Origin of the sequence: Brevibacterium moorei (assembly GCF_024580735.1) — a bacterium.
GTDB classification, from domain to species: Bacteria; Actinomycetota; Actinomycetes; order Actinomycetales; family Brevibacteriaceae; genus Brevibacterium; species Brevibacterium moorei.
Genome location: NZ_JANIJX010000012.1, coordinates 14,024 through 36,495 on the forward strand (window position 1 = coordinate 14,024; position 22,472 = coordinate 36,495).

Here is a 22,472-nt window from a genome sequence, read left to right on the forward strand (position 1 = left end):
GCAACAGAATGTTTCGTGTGCTGAGATTCCCGTGTTCACTGGGGAAGAGGGCCTTTGCAACGCATTGCAACGCTGTTATCGTCCTCTACATAAGGTAGACATCACATACGGATTCACATGTGGAGGACGACGGGAGGACGAGGCCGCGGCGGGGCCCGCACCGACCGCCCGGGTTCGTTTCCGATCCGATACCGCCAGGCGCGGAAGGCACAGCGATGAGGCAGACGCCACAACCCGAGTACGCACTACCCTTCGACGAGGACCCCAGCGAGTACGCCCGTGTGCTGGCCGAGGTCCACCAGGCGATCCGCTGCGGCGGCAGGCCCCCGGCCAAACCCCGTCCGGTGATCGACAGGTCGTGGAAGCGGATGCTGCGCGGCGGGGTGCCGGTCGACCACCGCGACCCCAGGATCGACGAGTCCCGCGTCGCCCAGGACAGGGCGAGGCTACTGACCAGCTATGGGGACGCCTCGGCCACGGTTCTGGCCCAGGTGGACGCGGCGCTGGCACCGGCTCTGTCCGATTCGCGGCTGATCGGCGTGGTGTCCACTCCGGATTCCCGGATCATCCACCGGATCGGGGACAGACCGGCCCTGGGCAGCGCCGATTCCCTGGGTTTCGTCGAGGGCGCGGATTGGGCGGAGCAGTCCGTGGGCACCAATGCGATCGGGGTGGCGGCGCTGATGGGCGGGCCGGTGCAGATCCTGGGCCCGGAGCACTGGTGTTCCAGTCACCATGGATGGAGCTGCTCCGCAGCGCCCGTGCGCGATCCCGCGACAGGGCAGATCCTGGCCATCATCGATGTGTCCGGACCCGTGGCCACCGCCCATCCGGCGATCCTGGGGATGGTGCAGGCGCTGACCGGGCAGATCGAGTTCATGTTGCGCGACGCCCACCACCGCAGGCTGGCCAAGCTGCGGGCGGCGGGCCCGCGCCGTGGCGGTTTCACCCCGCTGTCGGGTTTGGGCGCGGGCGGCTCCATGAGCGCCGGCGGCGCCGCGGGGTCCGGACGATGGGTGCTGTGCGATCCGTGCGGCTGGGTCGCCGATTCCTCCGGTGTCGAGGTCGGTGAACAGTTGAACCTGGGCGTGGGCCTGGTAACGGGGCGGACCGTGCTGCGCGGCCTGGGGGCAGTCGAGGTCCACCGCAGCGGCGCCGGGGTTCTGGTCGTCCCGCTGGAGCACGGGCAGCCGACCGCCGAGTACGCTCTGGACTTCTCCGCGGGCGCCCTGACGGTGACGGCCGCCGGCGAGGCCATCACCCAGTCGGTCTGTCCCCGGCACGCGGAACTGTTGCGCGCCCTACGGGATTCCACCGTGCCCTTGAAGGCCGAGGCCCTGTCCGAGCAGGTGTGGGGCGGCACCGTGACGCCGGTGACCGTGCGCGCGGAGATCAGCCGGCTGCGCAAGCGCTTCCCCGATTTGGTCTCGGGCTCCCCCTACCACCTGTTGGCCGACCTCAGCATGGTTGGCTGAAACGACCCCGGCTGGGGGCACACTCCGACTGAAACGGCCCGGCCGGGCGACGTTTCGCCGGGCCACCGTAGTCACATCTCAGCCCGGGTCAGCGTCGGGTAGTCGATGTAGCCGTGTGCGCCACCGGTGTAGAGGGTCGACGGGTCGAGGTCATTCAGTGGCGCACCCGTGCGCAGACGCTCCACGATGTCCGGATTCGCCAGCGCGAACCGGCCCAGCGGGGCGATATCGGCCAGTCCCCTGTCGATATCGGTAGCGATCCCCTCGCGCTCGCGCCCGTAGCGGACGACGAGCACCGCGCTCGGCCACACCCGGCGGAACGAGGCCAGGAGTTCATCGTCGCCCAGGTGGTGCACGTGCAGGTAGGCGAGGCCCAACTGTGCGAGCTCGCCGACGAGGTAGCCGTATTGGGCGCGCACGGCCTCGGCCCCACCTTCGTCGAGTCCCCCGAGCGGGAACCCAGGAGAAATGCGGATGCCGGTACGGTCGGCCCCGATCTCATCGGCAACCGCTCGGGCGACCTCGATGGACAGCCGGGCCCGGTTCTCAATCGACCCACCGTATTCGTCGGTGCGCTGGTTCGCATTGGGCGCCAGGAACTGGTGTAGCAGGTAGCCATTCGCCGCATGGACTTCCACCCCATCGGCTCCCGCGGCGATCGCGGACGCCGCCGCGTGCCGGAACTCGCCGATCACATCCTGGATTTCCGCCGCCGACAGCTCACGCGGGACCGGCGTCCGCTTCGGGCCCCTGGCGGTGTACATCTCCTGTTCGGCCGATATCGCCGAGGGCGCGACCGGCCGGCGGTGGTGCGGCGTGTTGTCCGGGTGCGACATGCGCCCGACGTGCATCAGCTGGATGAACAGACGGCCACCCTTCTCATGGACCGCACCGGCGACTGTGCTCCAGCCGGCGATGTGTTCCGGCGTGTAGATGCCGGGGGTGTTCATATACCCCTGCCCGTCGGCCGACGGCTGGGTGCCCTCGGTAATGAGCAGGCCCAGTGAGGCCCGCTGTCCGTAGTACTCGACGGCGAGCGCGCCCGGTGTCCCGTCGGGATTCGCCCGGTTGCGGGTCATGGGCGCCATTGCCAGGCGGTGCGCGAGCTCGATCCGGCCCAGTTTGAAGGGCTGCCAGAGGTTTTCGAGATCGGTCATGGTGGGTGTCTCTCCTTGAGGTTGCAGGTGTGTTGTGTGACTTACGGGCTGGGTTCAGGTTCCCGGTCGCCGGGTTCGGATGAGAATCCGCGCCACGATCAGCAGCGCGCCGAGGACGGTGAGCCCCGCTGCGACGAATACCGCGATGCTCCAGCCGTCCACGATGTCCTGGGTCGTGGCCGTCGCGATGATCGTGAACAGGGTGATGCCGCAGGCCGCCCCCAGATAGCGTGCGGTGTTGTTCGCGCCGCTGCCCGTGGCCGCGTGGTCGGCGGGCACGCTGGCCACGGCCTCCCGCCCCAGGGTGGAGTTGAGCAGACCGCTGGTGATGCCAATGAGCACCATCGGCAGGATCAGGCGTGGCACGGATTCGGCGCCCACCGCTGTCAGCATGAACCCGGACGTCAGGGCCAAGAGGATGGCGACCGCCCACGGCCCCTCCACGGGGAAGGGCAGCCAGCGCACGGCGATCGCGGTGAAGGTGCTGGCGACCGCCCACACCAGCGGCGGCAGGCTGGCCAGTTGCAGCGAGGCGCCGAATCCCGATTGGGCGACCGTCGGCAGGAAGGATGTCATCCCGATGGTCCCGACGCCCACGGTCAGGGCGCCGATGGTGGCGGCCAGGACTCGGGGGGCGCGCAGCAGGCCCGGTTCGATGAGCGGGTGGCGCACCCGCGCCTCGACGATCCCGAGAACGCCGAGGACGCACAGGGCGGACAGCGCGAGGACGACGAAGGACACGGTGACTCCGTGTCGCAGCTGGGTCAGGGCGGCCACCAGGAGCACTGTGCCGGCGACCAACAGCACCAGCCCCGGGACGTCGACCGGGCGCAGCCGCGTTGCCCGCGAGGCAGGCAGAGTCACGAGCGTGCCGGCGAGCAGGAGCGCGCCCAGGACCGCTGTCACCACGTAGTTCGACCGCCAGCCGGCTGCCAGGTCAAGCAGCATCGCCAGGAGTGAACCGCCGGCGATCCCGGCTCCGATGCTGGCTCCCCAGATCGAGGTGGCGTGCGCCCGCTGTTGTGCGGCCGGGTAGGAGTGCGCCAGGATGGCCAGACCGCAGGCGATCACGGCGGCTCCGCCGAATCCCTGCAGGATGCGCGAGCCGATCAGTATCGCCGGGTTCCAGGCCACCGCGCAGCCCAGCGCACCGACGGCGACGGCCGACAGGCCCACAGCGTAGACGCCGCGGCGCCCGAACCGATCCCCCAGCAGGCCGGCGGCCAGCAGGCCTCCGGCCAATCCCACACTCATCGCACTCAGGATCCAGGCCCGGGCGGATGTCCCCGCGCCGAGGTCCCCTGCAGCCGAGGGCAACGTCGCCATCGGCGTCACATAGGTCACCAGCACCAGGGCCGTGCCCAGGGCGATGGGCAGGAGTGGACGCTCACTCCAGTTTGGTTTGATTCTCAAACTCATGGGGGTAGCATACCAGCATGGCAACGACAGTTCCGCTCACCGATCTACCCGGCCGCGCCTGCCCGATCGCGGCCTCATTGGAACTCGTAGGAGAACGCTGGGCCCTACTCGTGATCCGTGAGATCGCCATGGACAATCACCGGTTCTCCGACATCGTGCGCGGCACCGGAGCCCCCCGCGACCGCATCGCCGCCCGACTGAAGTCCCTAGAGTCCGCGGGCATCGTCATGCGCCGCCAGTGCCCGAACTCGCAGCGCCACACCTATCATCTGACCGAGGCCGGCGCGGACCTGATCCCCGTGCTCAATGGACTCCTGGAATGGGGTCTGCACCACGCAGTGGCGCCGGACGACCCCAAGCGGAAGGAACAGTATCCCCCGCTGGCCGAACCCGTGACCGAGCTCAACCCATAGCCCGCACCCTGGCTCTCGCACCTCGCACCACGCACCTCGCACCTCGCACATACGACGCGCATACCCGGCACATACGGAAAACGACTCCGCCCCCATCGAACGATGGGGGCGGAGCCTGGACCCGGTCGACCGGGCTGCCAGCGTGCAGACTAGGCAGGGTGTGGATCAGACCAGAGGGATCAGGCCAGCGAGGCCAGCTTCTCCTTAACCTGTGCCGCGGACGGATTCGTCTGCGTGGTGCCGTCGATGTAGAGCAGCGTGGGCACCGTCTGGTTGCCACCGTTGGCGGCCTCGACCACCTGAGCACCGTTGGCGATGTCCTCGATATTGACCTCGTTGATCTCAATACCGGCCTGGGCCAGCTGCGGCTTCAGGCGCTTGCAGTACCCGCACCAGCTGGTGGTGAACATCGTGACCTTGCCGGCCTCCGGCAGGAATTCCTCAACCTCAGTGCTCATCGGCACCCTCCTTCATCTCGTCTTCAAGCTATATGGCTCACTTGCGACAACCGTACACGGAGGAGCACTATTCCCGACCTCGGCCCCAGTCAGCCACCCCTGTGAACTCGCTCCCCACACATCCGCCGGCTTGCCCGTTTAACAGGTTCCACGTGAAACGTGACGAGCCTCAACAGCCACCGAGACTCTAAGAAAACTTAGTAAAGTAACATATAGACGTATTCACATCCACACCGGTTTGCAGCTCCGCTACGGTGCGCGAGCTCGCGAACACAACCGGATCTGCCACCACCCTGCTGCCTGAAACTACAGCACGAAAGGTCCGCCTTGAGCACCGCCCCCACATATCCCGCCACCTCGATGTCGCCAACACCGAACCCAGTCGAGCAGGAGGGGACGAGGTCCTTCGTCGTAGCCTGGTTGCTGTCCCTGTTCCTGGGCGGGCTGGGAATCGACCGCTTCTACCTGGGCAAGGCCGGCACGGGCGTCCTCAAACTCATCACCGCCGGCGGGCTGGGCGCCTGGGCGCTGATCGATCTCATCATCATCCTGGGCAATGGCGCACGGGACGATCAAGGGTATCGGCTGCGCGGCTACCGCACATACCGGGTACTCGCCTGGATCACGAGCATCGTACTCGTCCTGGCCGGTCTGGCCCTCGCCCTCATGTCCTTTATCGGCCAGTGGTCCACCACCACGACCGTGACCAGCTCCCCCGCACCCGGGGCACCCGCCGGTCCCGCTGCAACGCACAGTACCCGTCCGGCCCAGGCTCCGGCCGAGCAGGCCCCCGGTGGTTCCGCCGGGGGTCCGGCCGCCGGCCCCGCCCCGGCCGCCGACGATTCGGCACGGGATACAGCGCCCCGCCGACAGACATCGGAGACCCACCGGAAAACCACTACAACCGAATCCCACAGCAGCACCGGCGAGAGCAGCAGTAAAAGCAGCACCGAACACAAGACCTCTGCCGGCACCCTGAGCCAGCAAAATGCAGTGGAGCGGGCCCAGAGTTACCTGCGCAGTTCGGCTTTCTCCAAATCCGGCCTGGTCGAGCAGCTGGAGTTCGAGGGATTCTCTACCTCCGACGCCACGTGGGCGGTCGCCCATATCGAGGTGAACTGGAAAGACCAGGCGTTGAAGAAGGCCGGAAGTTATCTGCACAGTTCGGCATTCTCCAAGTCCGGCTTAGTCGAGCAGTTAGAGTTCGAGGGATTCACCAGCGCACAGGCTCAATACGGCGCCAACCATGTCCAGGCGAATTGGAAAGAGCAGGCTGTGAAGAAGGCTAAGAGCTACCTGCGCTCAGGCTCCTTCTCCGCCGATGGCCTACAGGAGCAACTCGAATTCGAGGGCTTCACCCCGTCTCAGGCCGCCTATGGGGTCAAGCAGGTCGGCCTCTGACCGGGTGCGTCCAGACATATAAGCGATCCCTCCAGATTTGACCGGAATCCCGGTCAAATCTGGAGGGATCGCTTATATCTTTTAAACCTCGGCACGCAGGCGCTGGGTGGCCAGGTGTGCGAGCACCGCGGCCTGATCGCCCAGCACCGCATCGTCGAAGACGACATAGGGCGAATGGTTGTCCGCCTGCTTGTCCTCGGGTACATCGGCGCGCTTGGCGCCCAGCATCATGTACGTGCCGGGCACCTCGTCCAGCACATAGCTGAAGTCCTCGCTGGGCATCACCGGATCGGCCAGGGTGCGCATCCGCTCGGCCCCCAGCAGCCCGCGCACCTGGTCCATCGCCCAAACCGTCTCAGACTCGTCGTTGACCGTCACGGGGTACTTCACCTGGAAGTCCACCTCGGCCGTGCACCCGTGGGCGGCGGCGATGCCGGCGGCCAGGCGATCGACCTCGGTCTGCATGGTGGCCAGCGCCTCGGCTGAGAACACGCGGATCGTCGCACCCAGCGTGGCCGAGGCCGGGATGACGTTGACCGCGTCCCCTGCAGACAGCTGCGTGACCGACATGACCACCGGGTCGAAGACGTCGAAGCGGCGCGAGACCATGTTCTGCAGCGCCAGCACCAGTTCCGCCAGGGCTGGCACCGGGTCACGGGACTCGTACGGCTTCGAGCCGTGGCCGCCTGCGCCGTTGATGGTCACATGCAGGATGTTCGAGCCCGACTGCAGGATGCCCGGCTTGGTGTGCAGGATCCCGGCCTCGCGGACCTCGACATGGACGCCGAAGGCCGCGCAGACCCGCGGGCCCGCCGCCTCCAGCACACCCTCCTCGATCATGATCGGGGCACCGCCGGGATCTTCCTCCCCCGGCTGGAACATGAAGACGACGTCGCCGGGCAGCTGGTCGCGGTGGGCGGCCAGCAGCCGCGCCGCACCCACCAGGCCCGAGGTGTGCAGGTCGTGGCCGCACGCGTGCATGTTCCCGTTCAGCGATTTGAAGGGCTCGTCGGTCAGCTCCGTGACCGGCAGGCCGTCCATGTCCCCGCGCAGCAGGACCGCGGGTGCGGAAACGGCCTCCGCCGGGGCCCCTGCCGCAGGGCCCGCAGGCCGATCCGGGTGAGTGCCGCGCAGCACCGCGGTCACGGAGCTCAGGCCCGTACCCACGGTGATCTCCAGGCCCGCGGATTCGCGCAGCGGTTCCAGAGCCTCGAGCACCTTGGCCTGGGTACCGGGCAGGTCCAGGCCCGTCTCCGGCTCGGCGTGGAGCCGGCGGCGCAGGTCCTGGAGTTCGGGCAGCAGGGCCGCGGCCTCGGCCACGTAGTCAACGGTCATCAGCGGGTCCTTTCGGTTCAACGGCTGTGGGCAGGAGCGTGCAACCCCCTCGGTGAGCAGTCACTTTGGTCCGATGCCCCTCGATTTGCAGTCACTTTGGTCCGAGAATCTGCCCGGAATCCAGACCAAAGTGACTGCGAATCAGGACGAGACCAGACCAAAGTGACTGCTCACGGGGAGGGATCGAAGCTCACCTGCAGGCTGTGCGTCTCAGAAGGCGGAGTGAGCCAGGTCCAGGCCCGGCAGCGCCGAGTCCGTGTCCTTGACCTTGCGGCCGCCCTGCAGGACGACGCGCACGTTCGCCGGGTCGGCCAGCGCGGCGATATCTGCCAGCGGGTCGATGTCGGTGATGACCAGGTCGGCCAGCTTCCCGGCCTCGACCGTACCCAGGTCCGAATCCAGGCGCAGCAGCTGCGCGGAATTGCGGGTGCCGGCGGTGATCGCGTCCAGCGGGCTCATGCCCAGCGACACCAGGTGCTTCAATTCCATCAGGTTCTCGCCGTGAGGGCAGATACCCGAATCGGTTCCGGTTGCGACCTTGACGCCGGCTGCGATCGCTGCGGTCACGCGTTCGCGTGCGATCGCCGACCACTTCACCTTCTTCTGGTACAGGTAATCGGGCACCAGCGCGGGATCGGGCACACGCAGCGCACTGGAGAGGGTGGGCACCAGGAAGGTATCCTTCTCCAGCATCAGGTCGATGCCCTCGTCGTCGATGCCGTAACCGTGCTCCACACTGGACACACCGCCGCGGATCGCCTCCTTGATGCCCACCGGGCCCTGTGCGTGGGCCGCCACGGGCTGGCCGGCCCGCTTGGCCATCTCCTCCACGATGATGGCGATCTGGTGGGCGCCGATACCCACATCGTCCGGGGTGTCCGAGGGGCTGGACACGCCACCGGTAGCGCAGACCTTGATCGCGTCGGCTCCGGTGCGCACCAGGGTCCGCACGGTCTTGCGCACTTCGTCATCGGAGTCCACTACGGGGTTGACACCGGCGACGGAGGCCGACAGACCGGAGTGCACGCCGTTGGCCAGGTGGGCATCGGTGTGGCCGCCCGTGGGCGACAGGGCCGCGAGCGCCAGGTGCATGCGCGGGCCGATGATCTGCGCGCGGGCCACCGCATTGCGCAGGCTGGGGTCCTGACCGCCCAGGTCGCGCACCGTGGTGACACCGGCGAACAGGGTCTTGCGGGCCACCAGGGCGGCTTCGAAGGCGGACTCGCCGGGGAACCGAGCCTCGACCTCGGCCGCGGGGGCCTCGATGTTGAGGTTGAAGTGGACGTGTGCGTCGATGAAGCCCGGCAGCAGGAACTTGCCGGTCAGGTCGTAGACCGGGGCCGAGGTCGCAGGCGCCTCGGTGCCCGAGTAAACCGCTGCGATGCGGCCGGCGGCCACGTCGACGGTGGCGTTTTCAACCGGGAGTGCCCCGGTGCCGTCGATCAGAGTGACGCCGGTGAGGCGGTATTCATCGGTATTGGCTGGAGTGGCTGGTAGGCGGACCGGGTTCACGGTACTTCACGTCCTAGGTTATGAGATCGGTATTGGATCGGTTGGAGATCACTTCTGACCGGGTTCCAACCTACCAAATGCGCCTGGCCGCCGAGCCGCCGGACGGGCCGCCGAGTGTGACGTCGGGTGACCCTGTATGTCATTGCCGTCACACATCACCCGGCCGGAGGTGTTCACTGGGGTTCACCCATACGACAGGGAGGACTCACCATGACCGACGCACCCGGCTTCACCACCCGCTCGATCCACGCCTCGGCCGCGGCCGATACCGATTCCTTCGGTTCCGTGGTCGCGCCGCTGTATCTGAGTTCGACCTTCGCGATGGAGTCCCCCGGTGTGATGCGCGGGCCCTATGACTATGCCAGGGCGGGCAATCCGAACCGCACCGCGCTGGAGGACACCCTGGCCGGGCTGGAGGGCGCGGACTTCTGCGCGGTGGTGGCCAGCGGGATGGCCGCCGAAACCGCTGTACTCAACGCTCTACTGTCCCCCGGCGACACCCTGGTGCTGCCGCGCGACGTCTACGGCGGCACCGTGCGCCTGGCCGAGGACGAGTACGCCCGCTGGGGCGTGCGCATCGTCACCGTCGACACCACCGATGACGCTGCCCTGGACCGGGTGCTGGCCGACGGCGCAGCGCTGGTGTGGATCGAGACGCCCTCGAATCCCTGTCTGGACGTCCTCGACATCGAATCGATCGCGGCGCGGGCTCACACCGCGGGAGCCCTGTTGGTCGTCGACTCGACCTTCGCCTCGCCGTATGTGCAGCGGCCCCTGGAGTTGGGCGCCGATGTGGTGCTGCATTCGACCACGAAGTTCATCGGCGGGCATTCGGATGTGATCGGCGGGGCGGTCCTGCTGCGCACCGATTCCCCGCGGACCAGCGATGCGGCGGTGCGGATCGAGCGCTGGATCTTCAACGCCGGGGTAGGGCAGGCACCTTTCGACACCTGGCTGACCCTGCGCGGGGTCAAGACCCTGGCGCTGCGGATGGAGCGCCACTGCGCCAATGCGCTGGCCGTGGCCCGCTGGTTGGAGGGGCGGCCCGGGGTGGCCGAGGTCTACTACCCCGGGCTCGAATCGCACCCGCGCCACGAGCTGGCCCACAGGCAGATGAACGGCTTCGGCGGGGTCGTGTCCTTTCGCGCGGACAGCCCGGAACTCGCTACTGAAATCTGTCGGAACACTCGGGTATTCACCCTGGCCGAGTCCCTGGGCGGGGTCGAATCGCTGATCGACCATCCGGCTTCGATGACGCACCGGGTGCTCGCGGACACCGAGCTCGCCGTGGACCCCGCCGTGATCCGCCTGGCGATCGGCCTGGAGGACGAGGCCGACCTCCTGGCCGACCTCGCCGACGGCCTGCAGGCGGGGCTGGAATCGACTATCGGCCGGCTCTGAAACCGACCACTGGCGATCGCTGAACGTGCAGATCGGTCAGAATGTGCAACCTCATGCCCGGCCGCCGAACCAGTCGGCGGGGTTGCGGCTCAGGTCGGCGAAGACCTCGCGCATGATGGCGTAGCCGGATTCCAGGATCGACACGAGCGCGTGCTCATTGGGCGCGTGCTGATTGCAGCCGGGGTAGGAGTGCGGCAGCCAGACCGTCGGCAGGTTCAGCACCTCGGCGAACACATCGTTGGGGATGGTGCCGCCCAGGTTCGGTTCGATCGCCGCATCCGCGCCCGAGGCCGCACGCACCGCCCGCGCGGCCGCCAGGGCCGCGGGGGCCTCGGGATCCAGGCGGGTGGCGTTCATCTGCTCGCCGGCACTGACCTCGACCCCGGTGATACCGGCATCGGCCAGTGCCCGGCGGACAGCGCCGGGCAGGTCGGAGTCGTCGGTGCCCACCACGTAGCGCAGCTGGACGACCGCGCGGGCGGAGCCGGGGATCGCGTTGACGGGGGCGTCCGGGTCGCCGGCGGTGAAGGCCAGGACCTCGAGGACGTTGAAGCCCAGGACCTTCTCATCGGGGGTCAGCCCCGGTTCGCCCCAGCCCGGGTCGATCGCGGGGTCGTCGGGGGCCGGGGGCCGGTCCGGCAGGGCGTCGATGGTGGCGCGCACGGAGTCCGGGAGGGGGCCGGGGCGCAGGGCGGCGGGGCGGATCCGGCCGGTGCCGTCGACCAGGGCGTTGATGGCCGCGGCGATGACGGTGGCGGGGTTGCGCAGTTTGCCGCCCCAGTTGCCGGAGTGGTTGCCGCCCGCACGCAGATCGCAGACGAGCTCGAAGGTCGCGCAGCCGCGTGAGCCCAGGAAGATCGTCGGGGCGTCAGCTGCGTAACGGGGGCCGTCGGAGCCGATGAACAGGTCGGCGGCCAGCAGGTCCCGGTTGGACTCGGCGAAGGCGCGCAGGCCCAGGGAGCCGGATTCCTCCGCGGTTTCCAGGAGCACGGTGACGTTGTAGCCCAGGTGGCCGTCCGGGGCCGCGGCGATCGTGTCGGCCAGGGCGACGTGGTTGACGGTGTGCTGGCCCTTGTTGTCCGCACTGCCGCGGCCGTAGAGTCGGTCGCCCTCGCGGGTGAGTTTCCAAGGGTCCAAGCCGGCGCGCCACTGTTCGGCATGGGCGAACTGCACGTCGGCGTGGCCGTAGAGCAACACGGTGGGCAGGTCGGCGGATTCGATCCGACGGGCCACCAGCAGGGGGTGTTCGATGGATTTCGGGTTTTCGTGGACAGCGGCGGTGAAGCCGGCGGCGGTCAGTTCCGGAATGATCTCCGCATTCAGATAGCGCAGCATGTTCTCCCTGCAGCCACCCGCCTGACTCTCCGTGGCGATGGCGACGCGGCGGTCCAGAGCTTCGATGATCCGATCAATGGGAGTACTCATGTCCCCATTTTCCCATCGATATTCGCGCAGGTGGGAAGAACAAAGCGATCCCCGCACTCCGAACCCCTTCTGGGGTTTGGAGTGCGGGGATCGCTTTGGAGTATGCCGGGGCTAGATCAACTCAGGCGTGCAGGTCGAAGCGGTCCAGCTCGGCGACCTTGGCCCAGGCGGCCACGAAGTCGTTGACGAACTTCTCCTTGGCGTCATCGGAGGCGTAGACCTCGGCGACGGCGCGCAGTTCGGAGTTCGAACCGAAGACCAGGTCCGCGCGGGTGGCGCGGAAGACCTTCTCACCGGTCGCGTCCTCGGTCGCCTCGAAGGCGCGCGAGCCCGGATCCAGCGGCGACCAGGAGTACTTCATGTCGAGCAGGTTGACGAAGTAGTCGTTCGTCAGCACGCCCGGCTGGTCGGTCAGCACACCGTAGTCGGAGCCATCCCAGTTGGTGCCCAGCTGGCGCATGCCGCCCAGCAGCACCGTCATCTCCGGAGCCGAGAGGTTCAGCAGGTTGGCGCGGTCGACCAACAGGTATTCCGCAGGCTGGCCCTGCGCACGGGCGGATTCGTAGTTGCGGAATCCGTCGGCTGCCGGGTTGAGGTACTCGAACGAGTCCGTGTCCGTGAGTTCCTGCGTCGTATCCACGCGGCCGGCGTGGAACGGCACGGTGACATCGAAGCCGGCTGCCTTGGCGGCCTGCTCGACACCCACGTTGCCGGCGATGACGACAACGTCGGCGAAGGACACCTGCTTGCCGTCGGCGGCCTCGGCGTTGAAGGCCTCCTGGATGCCCTCGAGCACCGGGATGACCTTGTTCAGCTGCGCCGGGTTGTTGACCTCCCAGCTGCGCTGCGGTTCCAGGCGGATGCGGCCACCGTTGGCGCCGCCGCGCTTATCGGAGCCGCGGAAGGAGCTTGCGGCGGCGAAGGCGGTGGAGACCAGCTCGGACACGGACAGGCCGGACTCGGCGATCTTGGCCTTGATGGCGTCGACGTCGGCGGAGTCGATCTGCTTGTAGTCGGCCGCGGGGATCGGATCCTGCCAGATCAGATCCTCAGCGGGGACCTCGGCACCCTTGTAGCGGGTCTTCGGACCCATATCGCGGTGGGTCAGCTTGAACCAGGCGCGGGCGAAGGCGTCGCTGAAGGCCGCCTGGTCGTCCTTGAACTTCCGGGAGATCTTCTCGTAGGCCGGATCGACGCGCAACGAGATGTCGGTCGTGAGCATGCGGGGCTCACGGCGGCCCGACCCCTGGGCCATCGGCACCATATCGGAGCCGCCGCCGTCCTTCGGGCGCCAGTGGAAGTGGCCGCCTTCGCCGACGACGCATTCCCATTCGTAGGCGAACAGGATGTGGAAGAACTCGTTGTCCCAGCGAGTCGGGTGGTAGGTCCAGGTGACCTCGATGCCCGAGGTGATGGTGTCGTTGCCCTTGCCCTCGCCGAAGTCGTTCTTCCAGCCCAGGCCCATCTGCTCCATCGGAGCGGCTTCCGGCTCCGGACCGTTGTGTTCGCCGTCGGGGGCGGCGCCGTGGGTCTTGCCGAAGGTGTGGCCACCGGCGATCAGGGCGACGGTTTCCTCGTCGTTCATGCCCATGCGGCCGAAGGTGTCGCGGATGTCCGAGGCCGCGGCAGCCGGGTCCGGCTGGCCTTCGGGGCCCTCCGGGTTGACGTAGATAAGGCCCATGGTGGACGCGCCCAGCGGCTTCTCCAGCCGACGTTCCTCCGTGTAGCGCTCATCGGTGCCCAGCCAGGACTTCTCCGAGCCCCAGTAGACGTCGTCGTCCGGCTCCCAGGCTTCGGGGCGACCGCCACCGAAGCCGAAGGTCTTGAAGCCCATGTGCTCCAGCGCGACGTTGCCGGCCAGGATCATCAGGTCGCCCCAGGACAGGGACTTGCCGTACTTCTGCTTGACGGGCCACAGCACGCGGCGGGCCTTGTCCAGGCTGCCGTTGTCCGGCCAGCTGTTCAGCGGGGCGAAGCGCTGCTGACCGGTGCCGCCGCCACCACGGCCGTCGAACACGCGGTAGGTGCCGGCGGAGTGCCAGGCCATGCGGACGATGAACGGACCGTAGTAGTCGAAGTCGGCCGGCCACCAGGGCTGGGAGTCACTCAGGGTCGCGTCGATGTCCTTCTTGACCTGGTCCAGGTCCAGAGCTTCGAACGCCGCGTTGTAGTCGAAGTCCGCGCCGTTGGGGTTGGCTACGGCGGGGTTCTTCGCCAGGATCTTCAGGTTCAGGCGTTCGGGCCACCAGTCGCGGTTCGTGGTACCGAATTCCGCGGACTTGTCCGCGCCGGCGCCCTTGAAGTCCACCTGGCTGGGCATCACCGGGCACTTGCCGGCTTCTGCGTTGACATCAGTCACTGTTAATTCCTTTCCTCGTGATGAGTGGAAGCTGTTGATTCGTGGGGGAACTGTGGGTCCCGGGATTCAGGGGAATCCCGGGATTCGCAGTCCCGGCAGATACCGCGGAACGTCACCGCGGCCTCCAGGATGCGCATGCCGTGTTCATGATCCGGACGCAGGCAGGGGGCCTGACCGACGACGCACGCGACGTCTTCGATCCGGCCGCACACCACGCACTGCACATGGTGGTGGTTGTTTCCCACCGCCGGTTCGTAGAGGGCCCCACCGGAATCCGGGAGGTCCAAACGGCGCAACAGTCCGGCGTGGGACAAGTCGCCCACGATATTGTGCACGGACTGCGGAGACAGGCTGGGCAGTTCCGCACCCAGCGCCCGGTGAATATCGGAGGCCGAGCAATGATGATGGCCGTCCAGGTATTCCAACACGGCAACCCGCCCCGCGGTCACCCGCAGGCCACCGGTGCGCAGGCGTTCTGCCAATGCGTCCGGGGTTGTCGTTCTGTTCATGTCTTCAGTGTACAACTTTTGAGTCATTCAAAAAAGGGGATGGAGGGAGGTTTTTCGGTTGGGGTCGCGGTTCACGCCCGCCGTCGTGGTCCGGGCAAGGTTCGTCGTGGTTCTGGTTTGGGCTCGTCGCTTCGAAGGAACGGCCCCAAACCAGACCCACGACCAACCTGGGGGCCGCCTTCAGTCAGGGTGCCCATTGCCGGCCAAGAACGCGTCCACGTGCCGCGCCGCGATGGCAAAGCCCCGACTGCCGTAGACCCGACCCAGCCGGTCGGCCCGCGAGCGCAACCAACGCAGGAAATCCTCGCGGGTGCTCGCGCCGGACAGTGCATCGTCGAGTGCGCTGGCGTATGTCAGAGCCCGTTCGCACCTGGCCCGGTCCTCAGCAGCGGCGCCGGCCACGTCATCCCGGAGGCCGGCCAGTGCTTGATACCAAGGCGAATCGGGGTCGCCGCTGGGCTCGGCCCGGGCAGCACCGGACTTGTCCCGGGCGTCCAGAGTGTCCAGGGCACGCAGCAGCCGGAACCGGACGCCATAGGGGAACACGTGATGGACTTCGACCGCATCACCGTCCCCAGCCGCACCATCGCACGCGCTCCCAGCTTCACCGCCGGGCCCATCGCCGGCTGCACCGCCTGGCCCATCGTCAGAACTCTGCACGCTGGGCAATGCGAAGCCGATGAAGTCCCGCAGCATACGCACTTCCACCGCCCGATACCCCGCGTCTTCACGAGCGTCCGGCTCCGTCAGTTGCAAGGCAAGAGCCAGCAGCTGTGCTTCAGGATGCCCGTCGAGATCAAATTCCACTGAGCTCCCCCATCCCTTCGGCACGAATCCCAGCCACCCCCCTGTCGACCACCCCGCCAAGCCAGGACTGTTCAGCGGACTCGCCATTGTAATCGATATCGAAGGCTGCATACGACGTGCTGCACGCAAAGGGATTTGACCCGCCAGACCCCATCACACTCTCAAATCGAATGAGCCGGCCATGGCCCTATCGGCCCGACCACGGCCCTTGGCCAAAGGTTCACGCATCGGTAACCGAGTCCTCAACTCCGTCTCCTCCACGTCTCATAGCCTGTCCGGGTTATACCCACTACGAGTGAAGGATTTTCGTGGCCAAGACTCCCATTGGTGGTCAACTGTTCGCACACAACTCACAGTCCGCCCCCGCATGGCAACGGGCCTTGAAGCCGCTGGCAGCCGGACTCGCCGGCCTCGGCCTGGTCGTGACCGGCGGACTGCTCCCGGCACAGGCCAAGACCGCTCCGCCGGCCCAGCCCACCTCCCCGACCATCGCCGAGGTCGACCCCGACGGCGGCGTGCTACGGACCCAGGAGTCCCAGGCGGTGGCACCGGGGGTCTCGCTCACGAACTTCTCGCGCTTGGAGGACGGCGGCTGGAACAACGGCAACCTGCTGTCCATAGACCTCACCGAGCCGACCGTATCCCTTGATGTGGCCAACAACGGTGCCGTGACCAAACCGGGGACGCTCACGGAGATCATGAAGCGCTCGCCCAAGGCCGTCGCCGGGATCAACGGAACCTTCTTCGACATGAACTATTCGAATGCCCCCGTCTATACGTCGATCGGCCGCGACGGCGTGCAGACCGGAACCGTAGACGAACGGCCCGCGCTGACCGTCGACGGCGCCAGGGCCGCCATCCAACAGCTTTCGGCGGCGGGCACGATGACATACCCGGATCACGGGGAAAGCTCCGGAGGTACCACGACAGTGGACCTGGGCGGACTGAACAATCCCAGCCTGGGCAAGGACAAGATCGGCGTCTACGACACCCAGTGGGGCGATTACCCGTTGTCCAGACCAGTCGGCGGTCCGGACGCGGTGACGAAGACGGTGGCCAAAGCGATCGTCGTTGCCGGCAAGGTCTCCGAGGTCGTTTCCGACGCCGGCTCTGAGCTGGGCCGGGTCCCGGAGGATAAGGGCACGCAGGTGCTTCTGGGACGCGAGGCCGGGGCCAAGACTGTTGGGGCACTCAAGCCCGGCGACGAGGTCGACATCACCGTAGCGCCCAAGGCCAAGATGGACATGGGCCTTGCCGGCAGCCACCAGCTGTTGCGCAATGGCAAGGTGACAGAAGAGGTCGAGTCGTCCGCTGACGATCTCATCACCTCCTTGCATCCGCGGACCGCCGTCGGCATCAGCAAGGACGGACAGAAGGTCTTTGCGCTGACGGTCGACGGCAAGACCGCACAGTCGCACGGTATGAGCATGCCGGAACTGGCCGACACGTTGGCGCGCATGGGAGCCTACAACGCGGTCAACCTAGACGGTGGCGGTTCGACGACCATGGCAGCGCGTGTTGCCGGAGCCTCCGCGCCTGCCGTCTGGAATTCACCATCGGATGGCTCGCAGCGCAACGACGCCAATGCCCTGGTGGTCTACTCCGATGCGCCCACTTCAGCCCTGACATCGGTCCGAGTGGATCCGACGGTGAAGGATGAGCACGCCGTTTTCGCGGGACTGACCCGGAGCATCCAGGCCACCGGACTCAACGATGACCTGGGCCCGATGGCCTCGCAGGGCACGTTCGCCGCGGGTGGCAAGGTCGCGGTGAGTTCCACGAAGGACGCTTCGGCCGTCGTCGAGGGCAGGGCCAGGGGTACGGGCACCGTCACCTACACTGTGGGTTCCCGCGCCCCGGGACGCGCGGCCTCGGCGGCAAAGGGGTCACTCACGCTTACGGTCCTGGGGACGCCGGAGGCGCTGGTGCCCAGCACCCGCGCGCTCAACCTAACGGCGGATTCGCCCAGCGGCGTCCTCAGCCTGCAGGGCGTGGATGCGGACGGGAACCGCGCGCTGATCGAACCTCGCGATGTCAAGGTGAAGGCCACCAAGGGCATCACCGTCAAGCAGGGCGGTGCCGGGGACTTCTCCGTCAGTGCCAAGGACGATGTGGACACCGGCACCGTGACGCTGTCCGTCAAGACGGGGAAGACTACCGTCGATACAAACGTGGCGGTAACGAACGGAACCGAGAGCAAGGCGGTGTTCGACCTGGCGGACGCCTCCGCGTTCACCGACGGCACAGCACGCGCCTCGGGGTCATTCGAGAAAGTCGACGTGCCCGACGGACAGCAGCCCGGTGGCATCCGGCTGCGCTACGACTTCACCCAGTCGACGGCGACCAGGGGCTACTATCTCATCGCCAAGGCCCCGAAGCCCGTCGAAGGTACGGCACTGGGCTTCGATCTGTGGGTCAAGGGCGACGGCTCCGGCGTCTGGCCCAGGCTCCAGGTGACAGACGCAGACGGGGTCACAACCAATGTGGACGGCGCCAACATCGACTTCGAGGGGTGGCAGAAGGTCCACTTCACCGTGCCGGTGGGCCTGTCGCAGCCGCTGACACCCACCGCACTGCGCCTCATGGAGACCAAGTCCGACGCGAAGTACCAGGGTGATCTAACGGTTGCCGGTCTGACGGCCACTGTGACGCCGGAGGCCAAGGTGGACAATCCTCTGCCCCTGCACGATCGTGCCCTGCTGGCGAATGGCTCGGTCGCCGAACGGCCGCAGCACATTGCAGTCATGAGCGATGCGCAGTTCGTGGCGCGCGAGCCGGATTCCGAGAATGCCAAGGGGGCTCGGCGCACGCTCAAGCAGATCGCCGCGACCAAGCCGGACCTGCTGGTGATCAACGGGGACCTGGTCGACGAGGCGTCCGAGGCGGACTTCGAACTGGCCAAGAAGATCCTCGATGAGAACTGGGACGCGAACATCCCCTACATCTACGTGCCGGGCAACCACGAGGTGATGGGCGGGGCGATTGACAACTTCAAGACCGCGTTCGGCGCCACCACGCAGAACCGGACGGTGGGCGGGACTCGGGTCATCACCTTGGATTCGTCCGCGGGCACTCTCCACGCGAACGGAACGGACCAGCTGCGGAATCTGGAAAAACAGTTGGAGCAGGTGGAGCGGGATCCGAACCTGACCGGAGCCCTTGTCTTCTTCCACCATCCGACCCAGGATCCACTGCCGGACAAGAACAGCCGGCTGGGTGACCGCCGGGAGGCAGAACAGCTGGAGAAGGCTCTGGGCGCATTCCGCGCGAGGTCCCACAAGTCTGTGGCCGTGGTGAATGGGCATGTGGGTGTGTTCAACGGATCTGCGGCCAACGGTGTCACCTATGTGGTGAATGGGAATTCCGGCAAGGATCCGGCGTCGACTCCAGCACGCGGCGGCTTCACCGGTTGGACGATGCTTGGGGTCGACCCGGATAAGGGGAAGCTGTCCGATAGCCCGTCCACGGCCGACAGGGCGAGCTGGATGGCCGCCGAAACCCGGCCATGGGTGGATTCGGTCGCGCTGGATGCTCCGGGAACCATTGCCAAGGGCGATTCCGTGGATGTGGCTGCGAGCATCGAGCAGGATGGCCGGAGCGTACCAGTGCAGTGGCCGGTGAGCGCGCAGTGGGGCGGCAGCGGTGTCACCGTCGATTCGGGCGAGGTGACCGATGCCGGCACCGCGGCGGAGAAGGCCGGGACCGATGTGGTCCGGGTGAATCCGCTGACGCACACGATGACCGCGCTGCGTGCCGGAACGGCGACCTTGCGCGTGACTGTCAATGGGCACACCGCCGAGGCCGTTGTCACGGTGCCGGGCGATGACGAGGGTTCCGGAAACGGTTCCGGTGGCGATTCCGACAGTGGCGCAGAAGGCGGCTCCGAAGGCGGGGACGAGGGGTCGGGGAGCGACGGCTCCGACGACCACGAGGGCTCTGAAGGCGATGCCGGGAGTAACGGCGGCGGTACGGGGTCGGGGCCCGACGGCCCGGATGCGCCGGGCGACTCCGACGGTTCCACGGGTTCCGCCGACGGCGGAGATAGCGATGCGCAGGCAGACGGCGAAGACCGAGAAGACGATGGTCCCGGTGCCGCGGGCCGTCTGCCGATCACAGGTGCCGGCGCGGGTATTGCCGCGATCGCGGTGCTGGCCTGCGCCCTAGCAACGCTCGGCGTACTCCTGGTGCGCAGGTCGCGCGGTCGGCACTGAGCCGACCGGCTGTACAGGACCCCGTGTGCCCGACTCTCTGGGCACACGGGGTCGAGGTCCGCGCTCCGACCTCAGGCCCCACCCGTGATCCGCTGGTACGCGGCCTTGAACGCGGGGTTGGGGTGGGCGCCCGGCAGCGCGTGCACCACCTGGGCCAGGGCCTGCTCCGGGTCCACGTCCAGGTGCCGTACCGCATACAGCGCTGCCACCGTGGGCGTGCGGCTGTAGGCCTGAACGCAGTGCAGCAGCACAGTGCGTCCCTCCGCGCGCAGGGTCGCCACCATGTCCGCGGCCTGAGTGAGCACATAGTCCAGGTGGGCCGCCCCTGCGGGGTCACCGGCATCGGGCAGCCAGACGGCCACCCGGTCCTCGCGCCACACCTGGTCAGGAATCTGCTTCCGACCGATCCGGCACAGGGATACGACGGCATCTACCCTGCGGGGCAGAACGTCCAAGGCACGGACGCCGCCCAAGTACAGGCCGGAATCGTGTGGGTCCTGCACACATGTGTCGGTCCGGTCCCAGCCGGCATAGTTCATCCGATCGACCAGCGGCCAGAGCTTGTCCCCCGCGTCCGAATACCCTTCCGCAGATTCTTCCGAGTACTCCACCAGCCGCGCCTGGTCGATGGCGTTTTCGATCAGTTCCTCGCTACGCCAGCCCGGCCAGCCATGGATCCTCCGCTTCCAGTCCAGGGGGACTGCACTGACGCCATAGGACGCGCCGATCAGCCCGCCGGCGATCGCAGCGACCGTATCCGTATCCCCGCCGCTGCGCACCGCCAGTTCCAGGGCGCGCTGCAGGTGGCGCGGGTCGTTATCGGCCCGGTCGCCCGAATGTACGATGGACGACCAAGCCGCTTGGAGGGCGTGGACCACCCAGCCGTTGTGGGAGAAGTGGACGGGCGGGTTGGCCTCGGCTTCGGCGATGCGGGATTCCCAGAGTTCTATGCGCTCTGCCAGCTGCGCATCATCGTCCACACCACCGCTGCTGACCGCATGGACTTCGAAGTCCATGTCATAGAGCCCCACCCGGATGTCCAGGTCCCCGGTGAGCACCGCGTGGGTGATCGCGGCACTCCACAGGGCACAGGCCTCGCGCGCGTCCTGGTGCGGGTGCGTCAGTGCGCTCTGTTCCTGGGCGTAGACCGCGACGGGCCCATAGAAGCCGGCCAGTCCCGCGGGCGCGGTGCGCATGAGCGAGCCGTTGCCGGCCGCGTCAGGGAAGTGCTTCTGGTAGGCGGCCGCGGCCGCCATGGCGTTGGCCGCCGGCCCTTCGTTGACGATTCCACTTCCCGTGGCCGAGGCCCGTCCCCGTCTCCGCGCATCACCCAGTACCGCGCGGGTTTGGTTTCCCACGTCCTTGGCGTCGCGGGCCCAGTCGATCCACTGGTCCACGACCGGGTCCAGACAGTAGCTGCGCATGCGATCCCGCAGGGTGAGCAGTGGGATGGCCATGGACGTGTCGTCGGTCCATTCGCCGGGTTCCCAGTTAAAGGCGCCTCCGCCCTTCATCTCGATGGGCATGTGGTCCGGGTAGGGTCCGCCGAATTCGTAGCCCGCACCCAGCGCATCGCCGCAGGCCATGCCCACCATGACACCGGCAGCGCGATCCTGTTGGCCCGGGGCATGGAAACGTTCGTCCGGACAGACCGCCTTGGGTCCCACACCGTATCTCACCACGGCACTCACCTCATTCTCACACTCGCAGTTAGCTCACTCTTGCGCTAACTCATGACAGATTAGCGCACTTTTGATTTAATGTCTATATGGCGAGCACACGACAACACGATCAGGCCGGACACTCCGGGCAGGGCGGCACTCCTGGGCAGGCGCCCTACCGGGACTCCCACGGCAAGACCCTGGACGAATACCCCAGGCCGTCGGTGGCGGTGGACACTGCGGTGCTCACGGTTGCCGAGGACCAGCTGGGCGTGGTCGTCGTTGAACACGATGGCGGCCTGCGCCTACCCGGTACCTTCCTGCACCAGGGCGAGTCCCTGGCCGATGCCGTGGCCCGGGCACTGCGCGACAAGGCCTGCATCACCGGTAGGGCACCGCAGCAGCTACACGTCTTCGACGCCCAGGGGCGTGATGATCGCGGCTGGGTGATTTCCGTGGCGCATATGGTGGCGCTTCCCGCCGAGGCCGTGGCCGGCAGCCGCATCATCCCCGCAGCCGAGGCCACAGGGCTGGACTTCGACCACGACCAGATCGTGGCCCGCGCCGTGCAACAGCTACAACTGGACTACGCCGAACGCCCGGACCCCGGCCACATGCTGGCCGAGGAGTTCACCATGCTGGAACTCCACCGCCTCCACAAGGCCGTGGACCCCGGCACCGCCCAGAAGGACACCTTCCGCAGGGCTATGTCCAAGCATCTGGAGGACACCGGGCGACTGGAGGGTGGGACCGTGGGGAAGCCGGCGCGATTGTTCAGGCGGGTTGAAGGGTAGCTTCTGAATGGCCGGCACCGTGATCCGGGCAGGCCCTAACCTTCCCGGGGAACATAGTTATCCCGAGAGCATCGGCGCAACCACTTGCCCGGATCAGGCCATTTCACATTCGTCAATGGTCCAATCCTTGCGCAG

General features: G+C 67.3%; 16 protein-coding genes. 6 read left to right on the forward strand and 10 right to left on the reverse strand.

Annotated features, from left to right (window positions below):
• The first annotated feature begins 215 nt into the window (after positions 1–215).
• Positions 216–1,475, forward strand: coding sequence for a helix-turn-helix domain-containing protein (locus NQ034_RS09195; RefSeq protein WP_257048450.1), 1,260 nt, complete (start codon positions 216–218; stop codon positions 1,473–1,475).
• Positions 1,476–1,546: 71 nt separating this feature from the next.
• Here the strand turns inward: NQ034_RS09195 and NQ034_RS09200 are convergent, their stop codons facing one another.
• Together NQ034_RS09200 and NQ034_RS09205 are read right to left on the reverse strand one after the other, a co-directional pair.
• Complete coding sequence (locus NQ034_RS09200) at positions 1,547–2,632, reverse strand: alkene reductase (RefSeq protein WP_257048451.1); 1,086 nt, start codon at positions 2,630–2,632, stop codon at positions 1,547–1,549.
• 54 nt (positions 2,633–2,686) lie between these two features.
• Positions 2,687–4,051, reverse strand: coding sequence for an MFS transporter (locus tag NQ034_RS09205; RefSeq protein WP_257048452.1), 1,365 nt, complete (start codon positions 4,049–4,051; stop codon positions 2,687–2,689).
• A 17-nt stretch (positions 4,052–4,068) separates the two neighbouring features.
• Between NQ034_RS09205 and NQ034_RS09210 the strand changes: the two genes are divergently transcribed.
• Entirely contained in the window at positions 4,069–4,464 is a 396-nt protein-coding gene (locus NQ034_RS09210) for a winged helix-turn-helix transcriptional regulator (RefSeq protein ID WP_257048453.1), read from the forward strand.
• A 179-nt stretch (positions 4,465–4,643) separates the two neighbouring features.
• On the opposite strand, the gene NQ034_RS09215 is transcribed toward NQ034_RS09210, so the two are convergent.
• Positions 4,644–4,922, reverse strand: coding sequence for a mycoredoxin (locus NQ034_RS09215; RefSeq protein WP_257048454.1), 279 nt, complete (start codon positions 4,920–4,922; stop codon positions 4,644–4,646).
• Positions 4,923–5,249: 327 nt separating this feature from the next.
• On the opposite strand from NQ034_RS09215, the gene NQ034_RS09220 reads away from it, so the two are divergent.
• A complete protein-coding gene (locus tag NQ034_RS09220) occupies positions 5,250–6,323 on the forward strand; it encodes an Ltp family lipoprotein (protein WP_257048455.1) in 1,074 nt (357 codons plus the stop codon).
• A gap of 81 nt (positions 6,324–6,404) precedes the next feature.
• Here NQ034_RS09220 and NQ034_RS09225 read toward each other — a convergent pair whose 3' ends face one another.
• Positions 6,405–7,658, reverse strand: a complete 1,254-nt coding sequence (locus NQ034_RS09225) for a M20 metallopeptidase family protein (protein ID WP_257048456.1) — start codon at positions 7,656–7,658, stop codon at positions 6,405–6,407.
• Between the two features lie 210 nt (positions 7,659–7,868).
• On the reverse strand, positions 7,869–9,170 hold the full coding sequence (locus NQ034_RS09230; protein ID WP_257048457.1) for a metal-dependent hydrolase family protein: 1,302 nt from the start codon (positions 9,168–9,170) through the stop codon (positions 7,869–7,871).
• A 210-nt stretch (positions 9,171–9,380) separates the two neighbouring features.
• Between NQ034_RS09230 and NQ034_RS09235 the strand changes: the two genes are divergently transcribed.
• Entirely contained in the window at positions 9,381–10,571 is a 1,191-nt protein-coding gene (locus tag NQ034_RS09235) for a trans-sulfuration enzyme family protein (RefSeq protein ID WP_257048459.1), read from the forward strand.
• A gap of 51 nt (positions 10,572–10,622) precedes the next feature.
• Here NQ034_RS09235 and NQ034_RS09240 read toward each other — a convergent pair whose 3' ends face one another.
• The 4 genes from NQ034_RS09240 to NQ034_RS09255 all read right to left on the reverse strand — a co-directional run bounded on the left by NQ034_RS09240 (position 10,623) and on the right by NQ034_RS09255 (position 15,671).
• A complete protein-coding gene (locus tag NQ034_RS09240) occupies positions 10,623–11,996 on the reverse strand; it encodes a M20/M25/M40 family metallo-hydrolase (RefSeq protein WP_257048461.1) in 1,374 nt (457 codons plus the stop codon).
• Positions 11,997–12,117: 121 nt separating this feature from the next.
• Positions 12,118–14,316 carry a catalase/peroxidase HPI gene (gene katG / locus NQ034_RS09245; protein ID WP_257048522.1) on the reverse strand — a complete coding sequence of 733 codons (2,199 nt, stop codon included), beginning with the start codon at positions 14,314–14,316 and terminating at the stop codon, positions 12,118–12,120.
• 41 nt (positions 14,317–14,357) lie between these two features.
• A complete protein-coding gene (locus tag NQ034_RS09250) occupies positions 14,358–14,864 on the reverse strand; it encodes a Fur family transcriptional regulator (RefSeq protein ID WP_257048463.1) in 507 nt (168 codons plus the stop codon).
• A 180-nt stretch (positions 14,865–15,044) separates the two neighbouring features.
• On the reverse strand, positions 15,045–15,671 hold the full coding sequence (locus tag NQ034_RS09255; protein ID WP_257048464.1) for a hypothetical protein: 627 nt from the start codon (positions 15,669–15,671) through the stop codon (positions 15,045–15,047).
• A 308-nt stretch (positions 15,672–15,979) separates the two neighbouring features.
• Between NQ034_RS09255 and NQ034_RS09260 the strand changes: the two genes are divergently transcribed.
• On the forward strand, positions 15,980–19,882 hold the full coding sequence (locus tag NQ034_RS09260) for a phosphodiester glycosidase family protein (RefSeq protein WP_257048465.1): 3,903 nt from the start codon (positions 15,980–15,982) through the stop codon (positions 19,880–19,882).
• 71 nt (positions 19,883–19,953) lie between these two features.
• On the opposite strand, the gene NQ034_RS09265 is transcribed toward NQ034_RS09260, so the two are convergent.
• A complete protein-coding gene (locus NQ034_RS09265) occupies positions 19,954–21,564 on the reverse strand; it encodes an ADP-ribosylglycohydrolase family protein (protein WP_257048466.1) in 1,611 nt (536 codons plus the stop codon).
• Between the two features lie 86 nt (positions 21,565–21,650).
• Here NQ034_RS09265 and NQ034_RS09270 point away from each other — a divergent pair, with 86 nt between their 5' ends.
• Positions 21,651–22,337: an NUDIX hydrolase gene (locus NQ034_RS09270; protein WP_257048467.1), complete on the forward strand. Its 687-nt coding sequence runs from the start codon at positions 21,651–21,653 to the stop codon at positions 22,335–22,337.
• Positions 22,338–22,472 lie beyond the last annotated feature (135 nt).

Coding starts and splice junctions, on each gene's coding strand:
- NQ034_RS09195 (WP_257048450.1), top strand. CDS start 216: ATGAGGCAGACGCCACAACCCGAGTACGCACTACCCTTCGACGAGGAC.
- NQ034_RS09200 (WP_257048451.1), bottom strand. CDS start 2,632: ATGACCGATCTCGAAAACCTCTGGCAGCCCTTCAAACTGGGCCGGATC.
- NQ034_RS09205 (WP_257048452.1), bottom strand. CDS start 4,051: ATGAGTTTGAGAATCAAACCAAACTGGAGTGAGCGTCCACTCCTGCCC.
- NQ034_RS09210 (WP_257048453.1), top strand. CDS start 4,069: ATGGCAACGACAGTTCCGCTCACCGATCTACCCGGCCGCGCCTGCCCG.
- NQ034_RS09215 (WP_257048454.1), bottom strand. CDS start 4,922: ATGAGCACTGAGGTTGAGGAATTCCTGCCGGAGGCCGGCAAGGTCACG.
- NQ034_RS09225 (WP_257048456.1), bottom strand. CDS start 7,658: ATGACCGTTGACTACGTGGCCGAGGCCGCGGCCCTGCTGCCCGAACTC.
- NQ034_RS09235 (WP_257048459.1), top strand. CDS start 9,381: ATGACCGACGCACCCGGCTTCACCACCCGCTCGATCCACGCCTCGGCC.
- NQ034_RS09240 (WP_257048461.1), bottom strand. CDS start 11,996: ATGAGTACTCCCATTGATCGGATCATCGAAGCTCTGGACCGCCGCGTC.
- katG (WP_257048522.1), bottom strand. CDS start 14,316: ATGCCCAGCCAGGTGGACTTCAAGGGCGCCGGCGCGGACAAGTCCGCG.
- NQ034_RS09250 (WP_257048463.1), bottom strand. CDS start 14,864: ATGAACAGAACGACAACCCCGGACGCATTGGCAGAACGCCTGCGCACC.
- NQ034_RS09270 (WP_257048467.1), top strand. CDS start 21,651: ATGGCGAGCACACGACAACACGATCAGGCCGGACACTCCGGGCAGGGC.